The organism is Moraxella sp. VT-16-12 (assembly GCF_002224245.2).
In the GTDB taxonomy this organism is placed as follows: Bacteria; Pseudomonadota; Gammaproteobacteria; order Pseudomonadales; family Moraxellaceae; genus Moraxella.
Map to the genome: position 1 here is coordinate 91,005 of NZ_NKHK02000001.1, position 21,608 is coordinate 112,612.

The 21,608-nt window shown below is 43.2% G+C and carries 21 protein-coding genes; 15 read left to right on the forward strand and 6 right to left on the reverse strand.

The window, feature by feature from the left end:
• Nucleotides 1-18 precede the first annotated feature (18 nt).
• Complete coding sequence (locus CEW93_RS00435) at nucleotides 19-3,540, forward strand: AAA family ATPase (protein WP_146416617.1); 3,522 nt, start codon at nucleotides 19-21, stop codon at nucleotides 3,538-3,540.
• 134 nt (nucleotides 3,541-3,674) lie between these two features.
• Here the strand turns inward: CEW93_RS00435 and CEW93_RS00440 are convergent, their stop codons facing one another.
• Nucleotides 3,675-5,087, reverse strand: coding sequence for an MATE family efflux transporter (locus tag CEW93_RS00440; protein ID WP_089539224.1), 1,413 nt, complete (start codon nucleotides 5,085-5,087; stop codon nucleotides 3,675-3,677).
• Between the two features lie 281 nt (nucleotides 5,088-5,368).
• On the opposite strand from CEW93_RS00440, the gene CEW93_RS10765 reads away from it, so the two are divergent.
• The 4 genes from CEW93_RS10765 (at nucleotide 5,369) to CEW93_RS00455 (ending at nucleotide 7,551) form a co-directional block, all read left to right on the forward strand.
• Nucleotides 5,369-5,515: a hypothetical protein gene (locus tag CEW93_RS10765; protein WP_186727857.1), complete on the forward strand. Its 147-nt coding sequence runs from the start codon at nucleotides 5,369-5,371 to the stop codon at nucleotides 5,513-5,515.
• Nucleotides 5,516-5,648: 133 nt separating this feature from the next.
• Nucleotides 5,649-5,915: a hypothetical protein gene (locus CEW93_RS00445; protein WP_089539223.1), complete on the forward strand. Its 267-nt coding sequence runs from the start codon at nucleotides 5,649-5,651 to the stop codon at nucleotides 5,913-5,915.
• Nucleotides 5,916-6,029: 114 nt separating this feature from the next.
• Complete coding sequence (locus CEW93_RS00450) at nucleotides 6,030-6,437, forward strand: hypothetical protein (RefSeq protein WP_089539222.1); 408 nt, start codon at nucleotides 6,030-6,032, stop codon at nucleotides 6,435-6,437.
• A 73-nt stretch (nucleotides 6,438-6,510) separates the two neighbouring features.
• A complete protein-coding gene (locus CEW93_RS00455; protein ID WP_089539221.1) occupies nucleotides 6,511-7,551 on the forward strand; it encodes a tyrosine recombinase XerC in 1,041 nt (346 codons plus the stop codon).
• 20 nt (nucleotides 7,552-7,571) lie between these two features.
• Here CEW93_RS00455 and CEW93_RS00460 read toward each other — a convergent pair whose 3' ends face one another.
• Nucleotides 7,572-8,429 carry a nitrilase-related carbon-nitrogen hydrolase gene (locus CEW93_RS00460; protein ID WP_089539220.1) on the reverse strand — a complete coding sequence of 286 codons (858 nt, stop codon included), beginning with the start codon at nucleotides 8,427-8,429 and terminating at the stop codon, nucleotides 7,572-7,574.
• A 476-nt stretch (nucleotides 8,430-8,905) separates the two neighbouring features.
• Between CEW93_RS00460 and rpoN the strand changes: the two genes are divergently transcribed.
• Nucleotides 8,906-10,528: an RNA polymerase factor sigma-54 gene (rpoN, locus tag CEW93_RS00465; RefSeq protein WP_089539219.1), complete on the forward strand. Its 1,623-nt coding sequence runs from the start codon at nucleotides 8,906-8,908 to the stop codon at nucleotides 10,526-10,528.
• A 135-nt stretch (nucleotides 10,529-10,663) separates the two neighbouring features.
• On the forward strand, nucleotides 10,664-11,068 hold the full coding sequence (hpf, locus tag CEW93_RS00470) for a ribosome hibernation-promoting factor, HPF/YfiA family (protein ID WP_089539218.1): 405 nt from the start codon (nucleotides 10,664-10,666) through the stop codon (nucleotides 11,066-11,068).
• 168 nt (nucleotides 11,069-11,236) lie between these two features.
• Here hpf and CEW93_RS00475 read toward each other — a convergent pair whose 3' ends face one another.
• A complete protein-coding gene (locus CEW93_RS00475; RefSeq protein ID WP_089539217.1) occupies nucleotides 11,237-11,509 on the reverse strand; it encodes a hypothetical protein in 273 nt (90 codons plus the stop codon).
• 122 nt (nucleotides 11,510-11,631) lie between these two features.
• Here CEW93_RS00475 and CEW93_RS00480 point away from each other — a divergent pair, with 122 nt between their 5' ends.
• Nucleotides 11,632-12,015 carry a helix-turn-helix domain-containing protein gene (locus CEW93_RS00480; RefSeq protein WP_089539216.1) on the forward strand — a complete coding sequence of 128 codons (384 nt, stop codon included), beginning with the start codon at nucleotides 11,632-11,634 and terminating at the stop codon, nucleotides 12,013-12,015.
• Nucleotides 12,016-12,030: 15 nt separating this feature from the next.
• Here CEW93_RS00480 and queG read toward each other — a convergent pair whose 3' ends face one another.
• Together queG and CEW93_RS00490 are read right to left on the reverse strand one after the other, a co-directional pair.
• A complete protein-coding gene (gene queG, locus CEW93_RS00485) occupies nucleotides 12,031-13,146 on the reverse strand; it encodes a tRNA epoxyqueuosine(34) reductase QueG (RefSeq protein ID WP_089539215.1) in 1,116 nt (371 codons plus the stop codon).
• Nucleotides 13,147-13,198: 52 nt separating this feature from the next.
• Nucleotides 13,199-13,657 carry a hypothetical protein gene (locus tag CEW93_RS00490; RefSeq protein WP_089539214.1) on the reverse strand — a complete coding sequence of 153 codons (459 nt, stop codon included), beginning with the start codon at nucleotides 13,655-13,657 and terminating at the stop codon, nucleotides 13,199-13,201.
• A gap of 526 nt (nucleotides 13,658-14,183) precedes the next feature.
• On the opposite strand from CEW93_RS00490, the gene CEW93_RS00495 reads away from it, so the two are divergent.
• The 3 genes from CEW93_RS00495 (at nucleotide 14,184) to ilvC (ending at nucleotide 17,518) form a co-directional block, all read left to right on the forward strand.
• Nucleotides 14,184-15,902 carry an acetolactate synthase 3 large subunit gene (locus tag CEW93_RS00495; protein ID WP_222432708.1) on the forward strand — a complete coding sequence of 573 codons (1,719 nt, stop codon included), beginning with the start codon at nucleotides 14,184-14,186 and terminating at the stop codon, nucleotides 15,900-15,902.
• Nucleotides 15,902-16,414 carry an acetolactate synthase small subunit gene (ilvN, locus tag CEW93_RS00500; protein WP_089539212.1) on the forward strand — a complete coding sequence of 171 codons (513 nt, stop codon included), beginning with the start codon at nucleotides 15,902-15,904 and terminating at the stop codon, nucleotides 16,412-16,414. Before CEW93_RS00495 ends, ilvN begins: the two co-directional genes overlap by 1 nt.
• Before the next feature lie 81 nt (nucleotides 16,415-16,495).
• A complete protein-coding gene (ilvC, locus tag CEW93_RS00505; RefSeq protein WP_089539211.1) occupies nucleotides 16,496-17,518 on the forward strand; it encodes a ketol-acid reductoisomerase in 1,023 nt (340 codons plus the stop codon).
• 72 nt (nucleotides 17,519-17,590) lie between these two features.
• On the opposite strand, the gene CEW93_RS00510 is transcribed toward ilvC, so the two are convergent.
• Nucleotides 17,591-18,466, reverse strand: a complete 876-nt coding sequence (locus CEW93_RS00510; RefSeq protein WP_089539210.1) for a pirin family protein — start codon at nucleotides 18,464-18,466, stop codon at nucleotides 17,591-17,593.
• Nucleotides 18,467-18,602: 136 nt separating this feature from the next.
• On the opposite strand from CEW93_RS00510, the gene CEW93_RS00515 reads away from it, so the two are divergent.
• The 4 genes from CEW93_RS00515 to CEW93_RS00530 all read left to right on the forward strand — a co-directional run bounded on the left by CEW93_RS00515 (nucleotide 18,603) and on the right by CEW93_RS00530 (nucleotide 21,437).
• Nucleotides 18,603-19,091, forward strand: a complete 489-nt coding sequence (locus CEW93_RS00515) for a hypothetical protein (RefSeq protein WP_089539209.1) — start codon at nucleotides 18,603-18,605, stop codon at nucleotides 19,089-19,091.
• Nucleotides 19,092-19,331: 240 nt separating this feature from the next.
• On the forward strand, nucleotides 19,332-19,544 hold the full coding sequence (locus CEW93_RS00520; protein WP_089539208.1) for a cold-shock protein: 213 nt from the start codon (nucleotides 19,332-19,334) through the stop codon (nucleotides 19,542-19,544).
• A 166-nt stretch (nucleotides 19,545-19,710) separates the two neighbouring features.
• Nucleotides 19,711-20,460: an electron transfer flavoprotein subunit beta/FixA family protein gene (locus CEW93_RS00525; protein WP_089539207.1), complete on the forward strand. Its 750-nt coding sequence runs from the start codon at nucleotides 19,711-19,713 to the stop codon at nucleotides 20,458-20,460.
• Between the two features lie 44 nt (nucleotides 20,461-20,504).
• Entirely contained in the window at nucleotides 20,505-21,437 is a 933-nt protein-coding gene (locus CEW93_RS00530; RefSeq protein WP_089539206.1) for an electron transfer flavoprotein subunit alpha/FixB family protein, read from the forward strand.
• The last annotated feature ends 171 nt before the right edge of the window (nucleotides 21,438-21,608 follow it).

Sequence of the window (21,608 nt, forward strand, 5' to 3'; positions counted from 1 at the left end):
ATCCCATCAAAACACACCATGCGTCTAAAATCCTTAAAACTTGCTGGCTTTAAATCCTTTGCCAATCCCACCACCTTTACCTTTAAACATGACATTACCGCCATCGTAGGACCAAACGGCTGCGGCAAATCCAATGTGATTGATGCCATTCGCTGGGTGCTGGGCGAAACCAGTGCCAAACAGCTTCGTGGTGGGGCGATGAGTGATGTGATTTTTGCAGGGGTGGAAGGGCGAGCAGGCAAAAGTCTGGCAAGTGTGGAGATGACCTTTGAGCACACCCAAGATGAGCGTACAGGCATTCGCCATGCCCTAAATCTTTACCAAGAGCTGACCTTACGCAGGCAAGTAACCAAAGAAGGCAAATCGGACTATTTTATCAACGGACAGCGAGTACGCCGACGAGATGTGGTGGACGTGTTTTTGGGGACAGGGCTTGGGGCAAGAAGTTATGCGGTGATTGAGCAGGGCATGATTGGGCGGATTGTAGAGAGCAGTCCGTTGGAGCTAAGAGCGTTTATTGAAGAGGCGGCTGGGGTATCACGCTATCAGGCACGCCGTGCTGAGACTCAAAAACAGCTTGATGATGCCAAAGACAACCTAGCACGTCTGAGCGACTTACAATCTGAGCTAAAAAAACAGCAAAACACACTCATTGCCCAAGCACAATCTGCCAAACGCTATCAAGCATTACATGATGAAATGACCCAGATTCAAAAAGATGGGCTGTTAAAGCGGATTTTTGATGCATGGCAGATGGTGCAAACAAAAAAAGATGAGTACAGCAAATGTACCAATCAGATGGCACTGTCGGAGCAGCACATCGCCAAAGCCAAACATGAGCTTGACCAAAAAAGCCAAGAGCTTGCCCAAGCACAACGCCATAAAGATGAGTTTAAGGAAAATTATCACAATGCACGTATGGCAGAGCAGACGGCAGAGCATAATTTTTATAAGATAAATCAAGAGCTTAAACAGCATGATGACCGTATTGAACAGCTCACCACCACCAAACAACAAGCCAAAGATGATATAAGTCATGCTCAGAACAGCTTATCGCAAATTCAAGTATCTTTGGCGAACATCAGCCCAAATCTAGCAAAACTACAAGATGAACTTGCCACACATCAAAATCAGCTCACCGCCCATCAAACCGCCTATCAGCAGGCTGGCATACAGATGAAAGAACTCACGGCGACTCATCAGCAGTTAGAGAGTCAAAAACAGCTTGCCCTAGCAGGACAAAATCGCCTAAATGTCGCCCAGCAAAAATGGCAAACACGCCACAACGAGCTGCTCAAAGAAAGCCAAGAGCTGACACAGATTTGTATAGATGACGGTCAGCTGACAAAGTTGCACACACAAATTAGTACATTGCAAAACGCCATAGATAAGATAAATCTTGATGATGATAAGCGTGTACTGGACAAAACAACGGCTCAGGTTGGGGCGTCAAAAAGTGAGCTAACCGCTCTTGAAAAACGTCATGCTGGCTTGATGGGCGAGTATGACACGCTGTATAAATTGGCATACCCACCCAAAACCACCCAAGCAAAACACACAACCACCCACCGCCATACTGCCTTAGCCACGCTCAAAGATGAAATTAGCCTAAGCCAAGCAGGTCAGGCATATGGTCGGGTGCTTGATGAGTTTTTGGGGTTTTGGTTGGATGCAAAGATTGGTGATGAGTCTTGTGTGGATATTGTCAGCACAAAAGCTGCCACACCCACCGCCATTTTTTATCCAAGTCAAACACACTCACAAGCAGACGACAAATTTATTCCACTGAATCATCTGCTAGATAAACCCAAATTAAAGCTGTTTGATGACATTTATCTTTACACAGGTCAGGGCGTGCCTGATGTGCCTGCTGGTCGGGTGGTTTTGACCCAAACAGGGTGGATAGTCGGGCAATTTGGGGTGGTGCAGGCGAGTAAATTTGGGGCAAAAAGTGATTTTTTAACTCAAAAAACCGAGCATTTGCAACGACTTAATGACCTAAAACACAAGCTTGCTGAGCTTGAAGGTGTCATTGATGATAAACGACAGGCATTAAAACAGCTAAATGCCCAAAAATTTGAATTGCGTAGGGCATTAGATGAAAAGACAGCACAGCGTGGCGTACTGATTCATGACAAGTACCAAGCCGAACAACAGTTTATCCGTCTAGAATCTGCCAAAAAAAACCACACATTAAAGGTGCAGATGAACACCAAAGCCCAAGCCCAGCTGGCTGATGAAAAGGCGGAACATGACAGCGAACTGGCTAAATTTCATGCACAACTGACCCACAGTGATGATGAGCTAGCAAGATTGTTGCCACTTTTGCAGGCTGCCAAAAGCAAATTTGAGACACTAGGCAGACAAACTGATGAGTGTCAGCGATTTATCATGGAGCATACGGATAAAATACAAACTTTGTATTTACAACAGCAGTCGTTATTACAAAGCCAAGAACATCAAAACAAACTGTTTGGGCTTGCCAAAACAGCTTTAAATCAAGCCGATGACAAGATGCAACAAGCAAAAAAACACCATCAGACATTAAGTGAGCAGTTGCCCATATTCAAACAGCAGTTTGACCAAACCAAAGCCAACACCATCAAACTTAAAGCCATGAGCGATGAGCAAACAGCGTTTATTCATGCTTTACAGCTTGCTTATGACGCAGCAAAAGATAATTTGACAACCCTACAAAACAGCCTAAGTGCCACCCAAGCTTGTGCCACGCAACTAGGAGCGGACGTGGCGGTTGCCCAAAGCCGTTTGGCAGATTTGTCAGAGCAGATGAGCTCTTATGATGATGGCTTTGAGCTGTCGGTTGTGCTTGCTGATTTTGCCACCAAACCGCCCATATTTACTGACCACAGCACACAGCTTGCCAAAATTAAAAAACAACTGGATGATATTGGTGCGGTCAATCTAACAGCAGTGGCGGAGCTTGCTGAGCTAGAAAGCCGTGTGTCTCCTTTAAATGAGCAAATCCAAGACATCACCGACAGTATCAATAAGCTCAAAGACGCCATCAGCACCATAGATGATAAAACCAAAACCTTGTTTTTGGACATGCTAAATGCGGTTAATGCTGAGCTAAATGCCTTGTTTGTCAAAGTGTTTGGGGGCGGTCAGGCAAGTTTGAGTCTGATAAATGATGATGGCTTGTCAAAGGTGGATAAATGGCGAGCAGGTTTGGTGTTGATGGCACAGCCTAAGGGCAAGAAAAACAGCCGTCTGGCGGTATTGTCAGGTGGCGAAAAAACCTTGACGGCGTTAAGTTTGATTTTTGCGATTTTTAAACAGCACCCCGCCCCATTTTGTGTGCTAGATGAAGTGGACGCTCCGTTAGATGATGCCAATGTGGGGCGGTTTACCAGTCTGATTGATGAGCTTGCTCAAAGCGTGCAGTTTATTTTTATCAGCCATAACAAACTTGCCATGCAAACTGCTCATGAGCTCAAAGGCATTACCATGCCAACAGCAGGGATTTCAAGTTTGGTTACGGTCAATCTGCAACAAGCCCAGCAATACATAGAAAGCTAAAAACACCAGTTAGGTAGGGCAGTATTGACAAGATACCCCAAATTTGATGGTTTGGAGCTTTACTGCTTAACAAATAAAACACACAAGCAAATGTTTTAAAACTGACATGGTTTTTGTGGTTGGGGGGCTTTGATTTATCGCATGGCTAATATTTTGTCTTTGCTATGTCTTTCTAGATACCATAAAAGTAATGCCCCTGCCACCGCCAGCGACACCACCAACGCCGTCCAAAAGCCATAAATCCCCATGCCCACATAAAACGCCAACACATAGCCCGGTAACAGTCCGCACCCCCAAAAGGCGATGGCGTGGATAAGCATGGGGATGGTTGTTACTTTGTAGCCACGCAGTGCATAGCTTGCCACACATTGCACCGCGTCCACCAGTTGAAAGGCAGCGGCAAATAAAATCAAACTGCCTGAGATGGCAATGACCGCCAAATCATCGGTGTACATACCTGCCAAAGCATGCCGACCCACCACCAAAAATAACGCTGTCAAAAATGACACACCCACCGCCGTAAATATCGCCACCCCTGAGATGTAGCGAGCTTTGGCGGGTTGTCTTTGTCCAAGTGCCATGCCAACTCGTACGGTGCTGGCAATCCCCATGCTTTGGGGTATCATAAAGATAAGACTGGTGATACTGATGACGATTTGTTGGGCAGAGATAAAATTTTCGGTGCTGTGCGTGCCATCACCACCAAGCTGCGCCACCAAAAAAATGATGACGCTAAATAAGCTCACTTCAATAAAAAAAGACAGCCCAATAGGTACGCCCAGACGTGTGATGTCACCAAACAGCTTGATGTTGGGCAGGCTAAATTTATCAGTTAAGCCAAATTCATAAAAGTATTTGTCTTTGGCAATATAAACGCCCAAAATCATGGCATTAAGCCAAAATACAATGGCAGTTGCCAGTCCGCACCCTGCACCCCCCAAGGCAGGCATACCAAATTTGCCATAGACAAAGACATAATTTAGGGCGATATTAATAAAAAAACACAGCCAACTGACGATCATGATGACCTTGGGTTTATTCAGGCTAGATGCATAGGCGTGTAAAGCTCGGTGTATCATTGCAGCAGGCATGGCAAAGCCAATAAACCACAGATAATCTGCGGTGGTGGCAAGCGTGCGTGGGCTAAGATGGCTAAAATACATCTCAAATGGTAAAATCGCCAGCCACATCAATGCCATGCCAATCAAGCCCATCACCACGCCGTACCACACGCCTTGTCTCCCAAGCTCACCGATGGCATGGGCAGGAGTGTCGCCTTTTTTTGATGAGCCATAGGCTTGGGCAACCATTGGGTTTAGAGCAGTCATTACGCCCATTAGGGTGATATAGATGGTGATAAATAGGCTGTTGCCCAGTCCCACCGCCGACAAGTCATCAATGCTGACACTGCCTGCCATCACCGTATCCACAAAACCTGTACCCACTTGGGCGATTTGTGATAAGAGCATGGGTAGGGCAAGCGTGGCAAGAGCGGACAGTTCTTTTTTGTAGGTGGTAAAGGAATAGCGGTTGATGTCAAGGAGCATGGTGTTGGAGTAAAGTTAAAATGGCGTATTTTAACAAAATTTTGATGACTGGTGCAAAATCCCTATGCTACAAATCAAAATATGAATAAAAATCATACAAAATAAAACTTTTATTCATGGGTATTTTGTTGTATTTTGCTTGATGAGACAACTGTTTTGATTATAATCACAGACAACCATCACCAAGGCAATCATCATCTCACCTACGAATGCCCTAGCGGTGGTTATTGCTATCGGTCTTTGGGCTGATGGCTTTCCATAAACTAAAAACAACAAACTTTATGAAAAAGTTCTCAATCCTAGCACCAACCATGAGTGCTACCGTAGCGTCTGTCCCTGCTTTTGCAGAGACCAGTTATTATAGCAAAGCAGCCCCAGTCGTTCAACCAGAGCTTGTCCGTGCTATCCACCCCAGACATCACCCCTGAAACCAGTTTTTAGGGTGGATTATCATCCTAATCCATTGCCGAAAAAATTACACATTCATATTGCCCCCAATATGAAAGCACATAGACCATGGAATGCCCCTTGGAAAAAATACTAAATTAGAGGTTTTGTTGAATGACTGACATAAACAAGTTAATTAGAAGTCTTGAAGATTATAGTGTGGGCAGTATATCAGGAGAGCAACCACTTCTTGTTTGGGATAGTGCTCCCATTGATTTTCGGGGCATTTATTATAATCTATATCATTTGATTTCTGATGAAGATATTAGGAAAAAAGATGGGAAGTATAGTAAATATCAGCTTAGCCAGCTTGATGTATTGATACAAGGATTGAAGCAGGGTGCTAGTATGGATGTATTATCGGATATTTCGTTTTTATGATAAACAGAGCATTTTTATAAGTAAATTTTTTAATCTTGAAATAGAATTTCCAAGATTAAAAGATAATTATTTGCATCAGACAAAAATATAAATAAAATTACTTTTCTATTAGTTATGGTTCTTATTTCTTTAACCACCCATGCCGATCTACCCCTAACGGTAGAGGATTTATTAGCGGATAAAAACCGCTTTAAGCTAGATACCAGTCTAAGCTACTATAACTATCATAAGACAGCGACCGCCACGCAGGGTTTTGATGGCATAGACGTGGGTAATGGACGCATCATTTATATCCCATCAGTAGGCGATAGTCATAGCAATACCAACAGTCTCATCGCAGGGCTAGGTTTGCGTTATGGGGTAAGTGATAAATTTGAGTTGGGTATTAAAGGTGGTGGTATATATAACGCTGCTCGTCATCAAAATGCCAATCATTTTACCAATACCAGCGACACTTATCTACAAGATGTCAGTATCACTAGCCAATACCAAGCCACCCGCAGTTTTTATAGGAAGTATTGATGTAAAAGATGATAAATTTTGGTGGCTTTTGCAGTGCTTTAAGGCTACAATGGTGGTTTTAAAATAAACCTTTATGAGACTCTCCCACCTAACCTCCACCAAAAATTCTAATCAGAAAGAACCAACAGACATCTCACCTGAATTTCTTGTCGTCATTGATGAGTGGCTGTCCGCTTTACATCGCCAAAATTACTCTACCCACACCATCATGGCGTATCAGTCGGCACTCACGAGATTTGCGTTATTTTTATCCAAAGATAAGCTTTTGCAAGGCAACTGGCAAGCCTGCGATAAAAAACGCCTAAGCTACTATTTGAGCGGTCGTTTGGAGATGGGAGAGTTAAAGGTGGCAAGTGTCAAACAAGAAGTTTCTGCCATCAGTCATTTTTATGCTTATGCCATTGCCCAAGGGCTGACCCACAGCAACCCCGCCAAAGGCTACCGCCTAAAAAATCCGCCCCGCCCTTTACCAACCATCAGTGATGAAGCCTTGATGGCTCAGCTGCTTGACCAACCTAGCCCTGATGACCCAAAAGAAGCCCGTTTGTGGGTGCGTGATAGGGCGATGTTTGAGCTGATGTATGGTAGTGGTTTGCGTTTGTCGGAGTTGGTGGGGCTAGATGTGGGTGATGTGGATTTGTCGGCTCGGACAGTGCGAGTGGTGGGTAAAGGTCATAAAATGCGAATTGTTCCTGTGGGCAAAAAAGCGGCATCTGCCATCAAAGACTATCTGCCTTATCGTCATCACTGGCAAAAAAACACCAATGCCTTATTTGTCAGTGAACGGCGTGGCACTCGCATTACTCAAAGAAGTGTACAGCTGCGTTTAAAAGTATCAGCCGTCCGAGCAGGCATTGCCCAAAACTTACACCCACACATATTGCGTCATTGTTTTGCATCGCACCTGCTTTCTGCCAGTGGTGATTTGCGTGCCATTCAAGAAATGTTGGGGCATAGTAGCGTTGCCACCACACAGATTTATACGCATGTGGATTTTGGTTCATTGACAAAGTTGTATGACAAAGCCCACCCCAGAGCGGTCATAGAGCCAGCATTAACACATATTGATGGTGAGCCTTTTTCCGCACCAAATGAAAGCCAGATGACAAAGTAATGATTAAAAAATAATCATATCTAAAAACCCGCACGACACTTAAAAATGGGCATATTTTGGCGGATTTTATCTTGTGTTTCTTTGTTAAAATCAGCATAAATCACCGCAAGTTCACCACAATCGGTTTGTTTGGTGTTTGCTAAAATTTGACCATCAGCATTTATTATCATGCCATGCCCCCATGTTTGGCGGGTGTAAACTTTGCCTTTGTGGCTAAATTGGTGCGTGCCACCTTGTGCCGAGCCGATAATCATACATTGGCTATCTAGTGAGCGAGCGGTCAGCAAACTTTGCCAATGAGCTTGCCCTGTGGTATAAGTAAAAGCAGATGGTACGCTAATCATGTCTGCCCCCATCTCCCTAAGTTTTTGAAATAACAAAGGAAATCTGACATCAAAACACACCGCCAAACCAATATTAACAGCCACACCATCAAGCACACACGTTGCCACCACAGGCACGCTCCCAGCTTCAAAGGTACGACCTTCATCGTACGACCCCACGCCATCAGCAACATTGGCACGAAACAGGTGGATTTTATCGTAACAAGCAATTTTTTGACCCGTGTTATCAAACAGCAAGCTACTTTGGCAAAATCTACCATCAGCAATCACACTGCCATCAAGGCGAGTGGGGCAAGGCAGTGTCCCTATAATTATGTGGACATTGTGGGTGCTGGCAAGTTCGCCATACCAAGCACAAATCTCATCAAAACGCTGTGCAAGTGGTCGCTGATAGCCCATCAAGCAAGCATTTTCAGGCAATACCACCAAATCTGCCCCTTGCGTGGCGGCGGTTTGGACAGCTTTTTTGATGATGGCTAGGTTGTTATCAATATTATCTTGGCTGTTTAACTGAATGTTGGCGATGGTTGGCATGGTAAATGTCTAAATAAGAAGGATTAACGGTAGATTATATGCTATTAAGCGTGCTTTGGGTTATTTTATGATGAAATTTGGTAATATTATGTGAAATTTTTGGGCTTTTAGGGAATTTTGGGTAAAATATGCCAAAAAGTTTGATGATGAATTTAAATTGATTAAATTTAATTTATCAAATCAAGGCAATATTGACGTTTAGCAGTAAAAAACGACAGTTTAGCGGATTTTTTTGAAAATATGCAAAATTTATGCCAAAATAATTAATTATTACCCTTAATTTGGGGCAAAACTGGATATTTTGCAGGATTTTAGCGTATGTTGCTAATAATATGTTAAAATAAAAACATTCTTATGGCTTGTTAAGTCTGGCCGAATAATCTTTTTTGTCTCCAAAAGTTGTGTGCAATCTTTGATGATTTTGTGCATTTTATTTGGGTTGTTATTTTCAATTTAAATGGTTAATGGTCTCATTTATGAGTGTGTCATTTGGTTTAGGTGTCAATCTTAGTGCATCGCAAAAGCTCACGCCGCAAATGCAGCAGGCGATTCGTTTGCTTGCTTTGTCAAATTTGGAGCTTGAACAAGAGGTGCAGTTAAAGCTAGACAGCAACCCTTTGCTTGAAAGGACAGACCTAGATGACGACTACGATGAGCATGACACGCCTGAGAGCCTAAGTTTGGACGACTGGACACAAAATAACTGGCAAACCAAAACGACCACATCAAGCGATGATGGTTTTGGTGATGAAAGTTATGGCGACAGCTTTGAAAAACTTTCTCAAAGCGAGATGGATGCTGATGCGACTGATAGTAATTGGGATAATGTCTATGCCCCTGATGTGGATTATGACGGTGATTTTTCGGTACATGCCAAATCAGATGACGACAATCATCAAGACTTTTTGGGGGCAACCGAATCCACGGTGCAAGACCATGTACGTTGGCAGATGAATTTTAAGCATTTATCGCAGTCAGAAAAGCTCATTGCTGATTATTTGATTGATGCGATGGACGAGATGGGTTATATCCGCCTTGATATTGAAGAGTTGCACCGAAATTTAAGTTTGATGGCATCATTTTATCAATGGCAAGAGCAACACGAGATTAGTCATGCTCATATCATGACGGTGCTTCAAAGCATTCAAGAATGCTCACCAACAGGCGTTGGCGCCAGAAATCTTGCCGAATGTCTTAGATTACAGCTCAACGAGCTTATCAAAGATAATCCTGATTTGCCCTTTGCTGGTGAGGCCTACATGGTGTTAAGTGCCACAAGCCACCTTGAAAATAACAACATTAAAGCACTCATGCAAGCCACTGAGCTAAATGTTGAAGAGATTAAAGGAGCGATGGCATTGATTAGGCAGTTAGACCCAGAACCTGCTTCCACGTTTTACCGTGAAAATAATACCCATAATGAAGTGGTAGAGATACCTGATGTGTTGGTGATTGCCCTTGACCAACAAGGGGGTGTTTATACCAAAAAATCACTGGCAGATACCAGCGATACAAGTGCGTGGCGTGTCATGCTCAACCCTGACGTTTTGCCAAATCTTAAAATCAACCAAGAATACGCCAGCCTTATCAAAAAAGGTGATGAAAGCCCTGACAATGTCTATCTAAAAGAGCATTTGACAGATGCACGGCTATTTATCCGTAGCATAGAAGAACGCAACCAAAACTTGCTAAAAGTCGCCAGTAGCATTGTTCGCCGTCAGCAAGGATTTTTTGAAGAAGGTGAGCAAGCGATGACGCCGATGACCTTAAAGGACATTGCCATTGAAGTGGGACTGCATGAATCTACTGTTTCAAGATTGACCACCAACAAGACCATGCTGACCCCCAAAGGTTTGTTTTCACTGAAATATTTCTTTTCATCCAGCGTAGGCAGTGAAGATGGCGACGTGTCATCTACTGCCATCAGTGCCAAAATCCGTGAGATGATACAAGCAGAAAATCCCAAAAAACCTTTATCTGATGCCACGATTACCAAGCACTTAGAAAATGAAGGTGTTAGCATTTCACGGCGTACAGTTACTAAATACCGAGAAATGATGGGCATTCCATCATCAACCTTACGCAAGCAAAAGCTTTGATTGTCTGTTGATGTGCTTGATGAGTGATGGCGGTCTTACAAAAAATAACAAAATTTTGACTGACGATTTGATGTGATTTGTGAGAAACTGAGCTTAACATATAGTTTGGTTTGATAGGTAAGTTAAGGAGTTTGCATGAATATTTTTATCAAAAGCCATCATCTTGACATTACGGACAAAATGAACCAAGAAGTACACGACAAACTTGACAAGTGTACACGTCATTTTGACCAAATTCAAAGCATTCATGTAACCTTATCTAAGGACGGTAGCGACAGCCAGCGTAAAGATGCCTATAAGGCAGAAGCAATTTTAAGAGTGGCAGGTCAAGAGATGTTTGTCAAATCATCTGCTGATGACATTTACCATGCCATTGGCGATATGGCGGATATGCTGACCCGTCAAGTCCGCAAACACAAAACACGCTTGGAGCGTCAAGGCGTCAAACATCGTGGTCGCCATGTTGAGATGAGTGATACAGCCGATGTGGATTTGGACGATGTGGAGCTGTATGAGTTTGATGATGAAAAGCGTGTTTGATATGTGAAATTGGTAACAGATTGAGCGACAGATAATAAGGCAGGTTGGGGAAACTCAGCCTGTTTTTTTATATAATATTTATCGCATTGTGTGGTGATTGTGGTGTATTAAAAAAACAAACCGCTCTAAAAAGAACGGCTGTTAAAAAAGTAAAATGGTAGGGTAAAATTATTCACCACAAGCTTGGCGGATAGCTTCATGCATTGAGGAGCTAAAACCCATTTTAAAAGGAGAATTAACAACAACTTCCCATTGCTTAGATGAAGAATAAGACCCAGCGAAGCTGTTGCCATGATTGCATACACCATTAACATATTCATATTTTTGACTGCCAATAAAAGCACTCTCCGTTTTGCGTTCATAAATTTTATAAGCCATCGCATTGCTTGAAAGCACAGCGAGTGTGGCAAGAATTGCCAATTTACTGAGAGATTTTTTCATAAGAGTTCTCCGTAGTTGGGTGATAAAGAAATGGTAATTCATTTGCTTGTGCTTTATAATAAACTTACTGAAATTCGCAATCCAACACTTTTAGAGTATTTTTCTGTCTAAATTGAGTTTTTATGAAAATCCACGAAAAAATCAAACATTTAAGAGAATTTAATCACTGGACACAAGAAGAGATGGCGGAGCGTATGTGTATGTCGCCTAGTGGATATGCTAAGATTGAGCGTGGTGAGACTAAACTATATTTAGATAAAATACAGCAGATTGCCCAAATTTTTGAGATTAATATTTTTGATTTGTTGGTGTCTGAAAATGGCGGTGATACTTTTTATAATCATGTTCATACTAACGGAAATTCAATTTATAACAGGTATTATGGCAATAATGAAAATCTTATAGATGAAATTAACCATTTAAAAGAAATTATTGTGTGTAAAGATACTATCATTGCTGAAAAAGACAAACAAATTGAGCTATTAACAAAGCTGTTAAATCAATAAATTTTTTCATGCTTTTTATCTGGTTAATTCCCCCATTGCCCATAAAATATGCTCATCTAATAGGTGGTTTAGCCCAAGTTTGTCTTGTAGGACTGATAAAACAGCTTGTCTGTCAGTAGGCTGTGAGTTACCCAAGGCGATGGCAACATTTCGCATCAGTCCCATATAACCTGTTCGCCGTAAGGGTGAACCTTCGGTTTTTGCCAAAAATTCATCTTCGCTCCACCCCCAAATATCTAGCAAACTGATGTCATCTAAGCCATGCCTTGCTTGGTAATCAGGGACACTGGCAAGTTTGGCAAATTTATTCCAAGGACAAATCAACTGACAGTCATCACAACCAAAAATGCGATTACCAATGGCTTTGCGGTATTTGATGTCTATCACGCCTTTATGTTCAATGGTCAGGTAAGAAATGCACGCCCCTGCATCTAGGGTGTGTGGGGCGATGATGGCGTTTGTGGGGCAAATATTTATGCAAGCTGAGCATGAGCCACACAGATTTTTAACAGGAATACTGACATTGTCATCACAGAGTGTCAGGCTGACAAACAGCTCACCCAAATTAAAAAAAGACCCACCATGACGGTTGATGAGTAAGGTGTGTTTGCCTGTCCAGCCAAGTCCAACAGCTTCACCAATGGCTCGCTCAAAGATGGGAGCAGAATCACTAAACGGACGAAAAACAAAGGCATTTTCTGCTCCTACGCCCAGTCCATGCCAGTTGGGCAGTTCGTTTTCTATGATTTTGGCAAGGGCTTTGAGCTTTTGACGCATGGTTTTGTGATAGTCCCGCCCCCGAGCATAGCGAGCGATGATGGCGTGATTGGGGCGGCTGTTGTCTTCTATGGTGCGGAGCTTGGGGGAAGTTTGCAGATAGTCCATGCGGACACTAATAATGGTTTTTGCTCCTGCCACAAGTAGGCTGGGGTTGGCTCTTAGGTGATGATTTTCTTTTAAAAACACCAAAGAGCCATGCAAATCCCAAGACAGCCAGGTGCGTAAACGCTCGGTCTGCTGAGCAAACAATTCATGATTTACCGACAAAAAACCACAATCAGCAAAACCAAGCTTTAAGGCTTGGGATTTTATCCATGCTTTGATGGCATCACGAGAGTTTTGTGTTGGCATAAATACGCTGTCAAAATGGCTATTATTTCATGACAGCACACATTTGTAAATCTTAATTGCCACAGTACTGCTTGATGGCGTCAGCGGTGCGTTGTTTTTTGGCACTGATTTCTTGGTCATTCAGATACACACGTTCACCATTGGCATTGGTTTCGTAAATGCGTCCACCTGTGCTTAGGTTGGCAAGGTTGGCACGCATGGTTTGACAGCGACGGGCTTCTTCTTGGGCTTTTAGCTCATCAATTTGTTTTTGTTGCTCAGCAATGCGTTGGGTGTCGTTATTTGTGGGGGCGGTGGCAGGGTCGGGCAGATTTGCCATTTGACCTGCACTGGCGGTACGCCCATCACTACGCATTTGTAAGGTTTCGTAGTTGGTGGTGCCTTTGGGCATAAACTGTGAGTACAGCGTTTCGCCATGTTTGCCAACACTTTTATAAACGGTGGTCGTATTGGCATGAGCGGTTAAGGCAAATGTGGTGATGGTTGCTATAATAAGACTAAGATGTTTCATAAAAATTCCCATGTATCAGGCAAAAGCCCAAAATATATGATTATGATGACCCAAAATGTTCAAAAGTACAAGACCGATTAGCCACATAAAAAATGGTATTTGTCGCTTTTGATTTTGAAATGGGGGGTGTTTTTAAAGTTTTTGTCAAAAATGCTTGGCAAAATGGTAATTTTGGGTTAAGATAGCGGACATTGTTTAGCCAGCCTAGCTGGTTGGTCAGCGTAGCAATTTATCAAAAGTTACGTTTGCCAAATGACAGTACATAGATTACCGTTTGTGTGTGGGTTGTTTGGCATTGCTTTGGACTTATCGGTCTGCAAGACAAAATCCTGTCAAGCCTGAGATTGTCAGTTCTGTTATTGCACTTCTATTGGTCATATTTAAGCAAGCTGTATTTTTGACCATCTTCTGCTACGTTGTTTGTTAAAGGTTTGCCCGCCAAGATGTTGGGTAAAAAGGATTAACCATGACGTACAAAACATTCCACGAAAACCAAGCAAAACTTGCCCGTGGCGAAACCGTTGCCATGAGTGGTGGTGAGCTTTTGGTACAAGCCCTTGTTGATGAAGGAGTAACGCACATCTTTGGCTATCCGGGTGGGGCGGTGCTACACATCTATGATGCGTTATTTAAACAAGACAAAATAGAACACATTCTTGTTCGCCACGAGCAAGCCGCAGGGCATATGGCGGATGCTTATAGCCGTGTTACAGGCAAAACAGGTGTGGTACTGGCAACATCAGGACCGGGTGTAACCAATACTGTAACCGCTATTGCCACCGCTTTTATGGACAGCATTCCAATGGTGGTGCTGGCAGGACAAGTGCCAAGCACGCTAATTGGCGATGATGCTTTCCAAGAGTGCGACATGGTGGGTATCTCTCGCCCCGTGGTTAAACACAGTTTTCAGGTAAGAAACCCTGCTGACATTCCTACCATCATCAAAAAAGCCTTTTTTATTGCCAGTAGCGGTCGCCCAGGTCCTGTGGTGGTGGACATTCCCAAGGACATGACCAACCCTGCCGATAAATTTGACTATGATATGCCAAGCGAAATTCATATTCGTTCTTATCAACCAACATCAAAAGGGCACGGCGGTCAAATCAAAAAAGCCTTAGATGTGCTATTGTCTGCCAAACGCCCTGTGCTTTATTCTGGTGGTGGTGTGGTGCAGGGTAACGCATCTGATGAGCTTCGTGAACTGGCTAATTTGTTAAACTTGCCTGTTACTAACACATTGATGGGTCTTGGGGTGTATCCTGCAACCAGTTCGCAGTTTGTTGGTATGCTCGGTATGCACGGCACTTATGAAGCCAACATGACCATGCATCACGCCGATGTGATTTTAGCGGTGGGGGCAAGGTTTGATGACCGTGTTACCAATAATGTCAAAAAGTTTTGCCCCAATGCAACCATCATTCATATTGACATAGACCCCACAAGTATCTCAAAAACCATCAATGCTCATGTGCCGATTGTGGGTGATGTCAAGCCTGTATTGACTGAGATGGTAAACATCATCAAATCAAGCGATAAACGCTTAGACGAACACGCCCTAAATGACTGGTGGGCTCAAATTAACGAATGGCGTAAACGTCATGGTTTGCGTTATCGTGATGACACAGACGCACCCATTCATGCCATCATGCCACAGCGAGTGGTAGAAACCCTTTATAAGCTCACCGACGGCAAAGCGATTATCACCAGTGATGTCGGTCAGCATCAGATGTTCGCTGCCCTTTATTATAAATATGATGAACCTAGACAGTGGCTAAATTCTGGCGGTCTAGGTACGATGGGCGTGGGTTTGCCTTATGCGATGGCTGCCAAATTGGCTCATCCTGAGCGTATGGTGGTGTGTATCACTGGTGAAGGCTCAATTCAGATGAATATCCAAGAGCTGTCCACCTGTTTGCAGTACAATTTACCTGTGAAGATTTTAAATTTAAACAACGCCCAGCTTGGTATGGTCAAACAGTGGCAGGACATGCTTTATGAAGGTCGCCATGCCCAATCTTATATGCAGTCTTTGCCTGATTTTGTCAAACTTGCCGAAAGTTATGGGCACAAAGGCGTTAAAATCACCAATCCTGCCACCATGGAAGCAGAGCTAAAAGCCGCCTTAGAGATGGAAGGGCTGGTGTTTATTGATGTCTATGTGGACAAGGCAGAACACGTTTATCCTATGCAAGTGGCAGGACAATCAATGCGTGATATGTGGTTATCAAAAGGGGAGCGTACCTAATGGCACAGTTAGAAAAACACCTGATTTCAGTTTTGATGGAAAACGAAGCGGGGTCGCTCTCTCGTGTGGTGGGGCTGTTTAGTCAGCGTGGCTATAACATTGATACACTCAACGTTGCTGCCACCGAAGACCCTACGCTTTCACGACTGACCCTAACCACGATTACCACCGCCGACAAGATTGAGCAAATCACCAAGCAGCTACATAAGCTCATTGAAGTGGTTAAAGTCCAAAATCTATCAGAAGTCTCAAACGGCTCTCAAATTGAGCGTGAGCTCATGCTCATCAAAGTGCGTGCCACAGGGGCGTATCGTGAAGAAGTGTATCGCACGGCGGATATTTTTCGGGCTCAAATCGTGGACGTATCTGCAAATTTGTACACCATTTTAATCACAGGTGATGCAGGTAAACTAGATGGTTTTATTGATGTCATTGGGCGTGATAAAATCCTAGAAGTGGTACGTTCTGGGGTGATTGGCATTGCTCGGGGTGAGCGGACGCTGTCGGTGTGATTGGTATTTAAGTGTAAATTTGATTTTTAATAGTAACCGCCCCTAAAAATCCATTTAGTGGCAATTTTTAAGGAAAACTTTATGAGTTTAAACATCTATTATGACAAAGATTGTGATTTGTCTATCATTCAAGGCAAAAAAGTTGCCATCATCGGCTATGGCTCGCAAGGTCATGCTCACGCCCTAAACTTGCAAGATAGTGGCGTTGATGTAACCGTGGGCTTGCGTACTGGTTCTGCTTCTTGGAAAAAGGCAGAAAATGCTGGCTTAAAGGTGGCTGAAACTGGTGAAGCGGTGGCAGGTGCTGACGTGGTGATGATTTTAACCCCTGATGAGTTTCAGCGTCAGCTTTACAAAGAAACCATTGAGCCAAATATCAAACAAGGTGCGACCCTTGCTTTTGCTCATGGTTTTGCCATTCACTACAACCAAGTTGAGCCACGAGCCGACCTTGATGTGATTATGGTTGCCCCAAAAGCCCCCGGACATACGGTGCGTAGCGAGTTTGTTAAAGGCGGCGGTATTCCTGATTTAATCGCGGTATGGCGTGATGCGTCAGGCACCGCCAAACAGCTTGCCCTGTCTTATGCAGCAGGCGTGGGTGGCGGTCGCTCTGGTATTATTGAGACCACTTTCAAAGACGAAACCGAAACTGACCTTTTTGGTGAGCAAGCCGTACTTTGTGGTGGTGCAGTTGAGCTAGTCAAGATGGGCTTTGAAACGCTAGTGGAAGCAGGCTACGCTCCTGAAATGGCGTACTTTGAGTGCTTGCACGAATTAAAACTTATCATTGATTTGATGTATGAAGGCGGTATTGCTGACATGAACTACTCCATCAGTAACAATGCTGAGTTTGGTGAGTATGTAACGGGCGTGGAAGTCATCAATGATACATCACGTGAAGCCATGAGAAATGCCCTAAAACGCATTCAATCAGGCGAATATGCCAAGATGTTTATCGCCGAAGGCATGACCAACTACCCATCAATGACCGCTCGCCGCCGTAATACTGCTGAGCATGAGATTGAGAAAACTGGGGCGAAGCTACGTGCGATGATGCCTTGGATTGGTGGTAACAAAATCATTGATAAAGAAAAGAACTGATTTATCCATCACTCAAAAATAACCGCTCATTTGGGCGGTTATTTTTTTAAGGCGAAGGCATCAAATTATGGTTTAATCACGAGCGATACGCACAAAGTTGCCATGTTGCAAATCCATAAAAGCTTGCATAATCTCTTCACGAGTATTCATCACAAAAGGACCATGCCCTGCGATAGGTTCGTTAAGTGGCTCACCTGACAACACCAAAAGCTCGCTGTTGGTTGTGGCATGAATGCGAAACTGACTGCCACCTTTTTCAAAAGTAATCAGCTCGCCATCTTTGGTGGTATTACCATTGATGGTGATTTGACCATTTCGCACAAGGATAAGCAGATTGTGCGTGTCAGGCGTGCTAAACTCATGCTCACTACCGGCATTTAGTGCCACATCCCACAGATTGATGGGGCTAAATGTGCTGGCTGCTCCCGTGGTTTTATCAAACTCACCAGCAATCACACGCACCTGTCCACCATCAAATGCCACAACAGGAATGTCTTTATTTACAATGGCTTGGTAGCGTGGAGCAGTCATCTTGTCTTTGGCAGGTAAGTTTACCCACAACTGCACCATTTCAAATATACCGCCTGTTTTTGAAAATTCTGGTGCGTGAAACTCTTCGTGCATGACCCCTGAGCCTGCCGTCATCCACTGCACATCGCCTGTGGCAATCACGCCTTCACCACCTGATGCATCTTTATGAGCGACTTGTCCTTGATAAGCGATGGTAACTGTCTCAAAGCCACGGTGCGGATGTTCGCCTACGCCATGTGGTGCGTTTGCGTTTGGATTGGGCTTAAAATACTCTGGGCTGGCATAATCCATCAGTAAAAAGGGATCAATGTTTTTAAAGGTTTCACCATAATGAAACATACCTGCCACATGAAAGCCATCGCCTACCCAATGTTTGGCAGGGGCGGCGTAAATGCGTTTGATGGTTTTGCTGTTCATAAAAAACTCCTAAATAAATCATGACCTTATAATGGCGTTTTAATTTATTTTATCAAGCGTAAATCCATTTTCATTTAGTAAAACCAATATTAACCCATAAGAAAAAGCGGTTTTTGGTGATTTTTACCAGCTTTTGATGTACAATGATGTCATTTTGTTATCTCATGCCATTTTTATGGATTTAAACAGCTTTTTTAGTGTGCCTGTGTTTGATATTTTGTTTGGCAGCTATGAATATTTGTATATTTTGGCAAGTTTTGTCGTGGCGGTGCTTATTTGGATAGAATCCGCCTTGGTTGCCAAAAATCATGGTAAACTGCCACAATCTTCCACTTTTTTTGCCATCATCAGCCTGATAACATCATCTTGGTTTATTGTGTCAGGTGCGGTGTTGTATTTTTTGGATTTTGATGGTGTAACAATCAGCGTGCCAGTGGTTTATGGTGTGTATTCGGTGATGAGCTGGATTAAAGGGGCAAAGCTGATGAGTCATGATTTGCCTGATGACCCCACAGACATCGTGTTGCCTGCAAAATACCTAACTTACACGCAGTCTTTTGCTTTGGTATTTGCAGGGCTTTGTGGGTTATTTTTAGTGCAACCGTATTTAAAATCACTTATTTGATAAAATAAATTCCCTTTTTGCCAAAACTTTGCTATACTTAGTACACAAGTATTTATGTATTTGCAGTCAGTTTTGCAAAAACACGTTAGTTGCGTTAAACACCTTAGGGTGCGTTAGAACAATCTTTGAACATGGTTTATTGTATTGGGAAGTGAACGCTTGTCATGCTATTTTGCATGTTTGACAACATAAATATGCAGCGGCTTTTGCCATTTTTTCAATTCACACAGGAATTTTTTCATGTCAAACAAAGTTCAAGGCACTGTTAAGTGGTTTAACGATTCTAAGGGTTTTGGTTTTATTGCCCAAGATAACGGCGGTCAAGACGTATTTGCTCATTACAGTGCTATTGTTGGTACTGGTTTTAAAACCTTAAAAGAAGGTCAAAAAGTTGCTTTTATCCTAAGCGAAGGTCAAAAAGGACCACAAGCTGATGAGATTGAAGCCATCTAAGCAGATGCGTTTTAACAAAAACATCACGTTTTGGCGTGGTGTTTTTTATTGTGTTTTTTGGGTTGAACAAGCTAAAAACGAACGATGATGTGCTTAAAATAGATATTTACAAATCATGCGATAAATGTTATAAAAGTATCATTTTTCAACAAAACATGGAGATTTTATGAAAGTATTGGTGGCTGTTAAACGTGTGATTGACCACAATGTCAAAGTGCGTGTGAAGGCGGATGAGTCTGGCGTTGAGACGGCAAATGCCAAGATGAGCGTAAACCCATTTTGTGAGATTGCCATTGAGGAGGCGGTTCGTCTAAAAGAAAAAGGCATTGCCAGTGAAGTGGTGGCTGTAACCGTTGGGGGTAGTCAATCAGCAGAACAACTTCGCTCAGCCCTAGCACTGGGAGCAGACCGTGCCATTTTGGTGGAAACAGATGAAAAAGCCTATCCGTTGCAGGTCGCCAAAATCCTAAAAGGCGTGGTAGAGAGCGAGAGTGCTGATTTGATTTTGCTTGGCAAACAAGCCATTGATGATGACAACAATCAAACAGGACAAATGTTATCGGCATTATTGGGGACATCACAAGGCACATTTGCTTCTGAGGTGGTCGTCAATGGTGATAAAGTGGTGGTAACTCGTGAGATTGATGGTGGTTTGCAAACTGTTGAGCTGGCTTTGCCTGCGGTGATTACTACCGATTTGCGTTTAAATGAGCCACGTTTTCCAAAATTGCCCAACATCATGGCGGCAAAGAAAAAACCCTTGGAGACCAAAACCCCAAGCGATTTTGGTGTAACAATGTCATCAAACATCACCACTTTAAAAGTGCAAGCACCTGCTGAGCGTGGCGCGGGTGTAAAAGTTGCAAGTGTTGATGAGTTGATTGACAAGCTAAAAAATGAAGCCAAAGCCATTTAATCATCATTTGACATCAATCATACTAAATTAATAAGGATAAAATCATGACTGTATTAGTTTATGCCGAACACGATAATGTGGAATTAAAGCCTGCCACGCTTGCTGTGGTGAATGCAGGTTTACAAATTGATGGTGATGTTCATGTGCTGGTGGCAGGACATCAAGCTCGGGCGATTGCTGACAGTGCTTCGCAAATTGCAGGGGTGAGTAAAGTGTTGTTGGCTGACAATGCTGCTTTTGCCAATCAGCTTGCTGAGAATGTCGCTCCTTTAGTGGCGGAACTATCTGCAAATTATAGCCATATTTTAGCCCCTGCCACCACCACAGGTAAAAACTTTTTGCCCCGTGTGAGTGCTCTGCTTGATGTAAACATGGTGTCTGATATCATCAAAGTGATTGATAAAAACACTTTCCTTCGCCCCATCTATGCAGGTAACGCCATTGCCACTGTGCAGGATAATGAAAATAAAATCATCGCCACTGTGCGTGCTACGGCTTTTGATTTGGCGGTTGCCACAGGGGGAAATGCTAGCATTGAAAGTGTGAGCGTGGGTGCTGATAGTGGTAAATCGGTATTTGTCAAAGAAGAGCTGGCAAAATCGGCTCGCCCAGAGCTGACATCGGCGTCTGTGATTGTTTCAGGTGGCCGTGCCTTGGCAAGTGGTGAAAACTTTACCAAATACATTGAGCCATTGGCGGATAAATTGGGTGCTGCCGTGGGAGCCAGCCGTGCTGCGGTGGACGCAGGTTTTGTGCCAAATGATTTGCAAGTGGGACAAACAGGTAAAATTGTTGCACCAAATCTGTATATTGCTGCGGGCATTTCAGGAGCGATTCAGCATTTGGCGGGTATGAAAGACTCAAAAACCATCGTTGCCATTAATACTGACCCTGACTCACCGATTGCGTCTGTGGCAGATTACTTTTTGGAAGCTGATTTGTTTGAAGCATTGCCAGAGCTGACAGCAAAGTTATAAGCAAGTCATTGTATTATCACACTTAATTTTTAGCCTGTTGTGTTAAAAGTTAAGTGTGTTTTTTTAAATAATAAAAATCAATGACTTATACGATGGTTTGTTTGATTACACATAAATGTCTTTTTCATAGTTACCATAAAAAACTCCCTAAGAGCACTTAGGGAGTGGTTG

Bases quoted from the DNA above. Each gene is read 5' to 3' on its own strand.
- CEW93_RS00435 (WP_146416617.1), top strand. From the start codon at position 19: ATGCGTCTAAAATCCTTAAAACTTGCTGGCTTTAAATCCTTTGCCAAT.
- CEW93_RS00440 (WP_089539224.1), bottom strand. From the start codon at position 5,087: ATGCTCCTTGACATCAACCGCTATTCCTTTACCACCTACAAAAAAGAA.
- CEW93_RS10765 (WP_186727857.1), top strand. From the start codon at position 5,369: ATGAAAAAGTTCTCAATCCTAGCACCAACCATGAGTGCTACCGTAGCG.
- CEW93_RS00445 (WP_089539223.1), top strand. From the start codon at position 5,649: ATGACTGACATAAACAAGTTAATTAGAAGTCTTGAAGATTATAGTGTG.
- CEW93_RS00450 (WP_089539222.1), top strand. From the start codon at position 6,030: ATGGTTCTTATTTCTTTAACCACCCATGCCGATCTACCCCTAACGGTA.
- CEW93_RS00455 (WP_089539221.1), top strand. From the start codon at position 6,511: ATGAGACTCTCCCACCTAACCTCCACCAAAAATTCTAATCAGAAAGAA.
- CEW93_RS00460 (WP_089539220.1), bottom strand. From the start codon at position 8,429: ATGCCAACCATCGCCAACATTCAGTTAAACAGCCAAGATAATATTGAT.
- rpoN (WP_089539219.1), top strand. From the start codon at position 8,906: ATGAGTGTGTCATTTGGTTTAGGTGTCAATCTTAGTGCATCGCAAAAG.
- hpf (WP_089539218.1), top strand. From the start codon at position 10,664: ATGAATATTTTTATCAAAAGCCATCATCTTGACATTACGGACAAAATG.
- CEW93_RS00475 (WP_089539217.1), bottom strand. From the start codon at position 11,509: ATGAAAAAATCTCTCAGTAAATTGGCAATTCTTGCCACACTCGCTGTG.
- CEW93_RS00480 (WP_089539216.1), top strand. From the start codon at position 11,632: ATGAAAATCCACGAAAAAATCAAACATTTAAGAGAATTTAATCACTGG.
- queG (WP_089539215.1), bottom strand. From the start codon at position 13,146: ATGCCAACACAAAACTCTCGTGATGCCATCAAAGCATGGATAAAATCC.
- CEW93_RS00490 (WP_089539214.1), bottom strand. From the start codon at position 13,657: ATGAAACATCTTAGTCTTATTATAGCAACCATCACCACATTTGCCTTA.
- CEW93_RS00495 (WP_222432708.1), top strand. From the start codon at position 14,184: ATGAGTGGTGGTGAGCTTTTGGTACAAGCCCTTGTTGATGAAGGAGTA.
- ilvN (WP_089539212.1), top strand. From the start codon at position 15,902: ATGGCACAGTTAGAAAAACACCTGATTTCAGTTTTGATGGAAAACGAA.
- ilvC (WP_089539211.1), top strand. From the start codon at position 16,496: ATGAGTTTAAACATCTATTATGACAAAGATTGTGATTTGTCTATCATT.
- CEW93_RS00510 (WP_089539210.1), bottom strand. From the start codon at position 18,466: ATGAACAGCAAAACCATCAAACGCATTTACGCCGCCCCTGCCAAACAT.
- CEW93_RS00515 (WP_089539209.1), top strand. From the start codon at position 18,603: ATGTACAATGATGTCATTTTGTTATCTCATGCCATTTTTATGGATTTA.
- CEW93_RS00520 (WP_089539208.1), top strand. From the start codon at position 19,332: ATGTCAAACAAAGTTCAAGGCACTGTTAAGTGGTTTAACGATTCTAAG.
- CEW93_RS00525 (WP_089539207.1), top strand. From the start codon at position 19,711: ATGAAAGTATTGGTGGCTGTTAAACGTGTGATTGACCACAATGTCAAA.
- CEW93_RS00530 (WP_089539206.1), top strand. From the start codon at position 20,505: ATGACTGTATTAGTTTATGCCGAACACGATAATGTGGAATTAAAGCCT.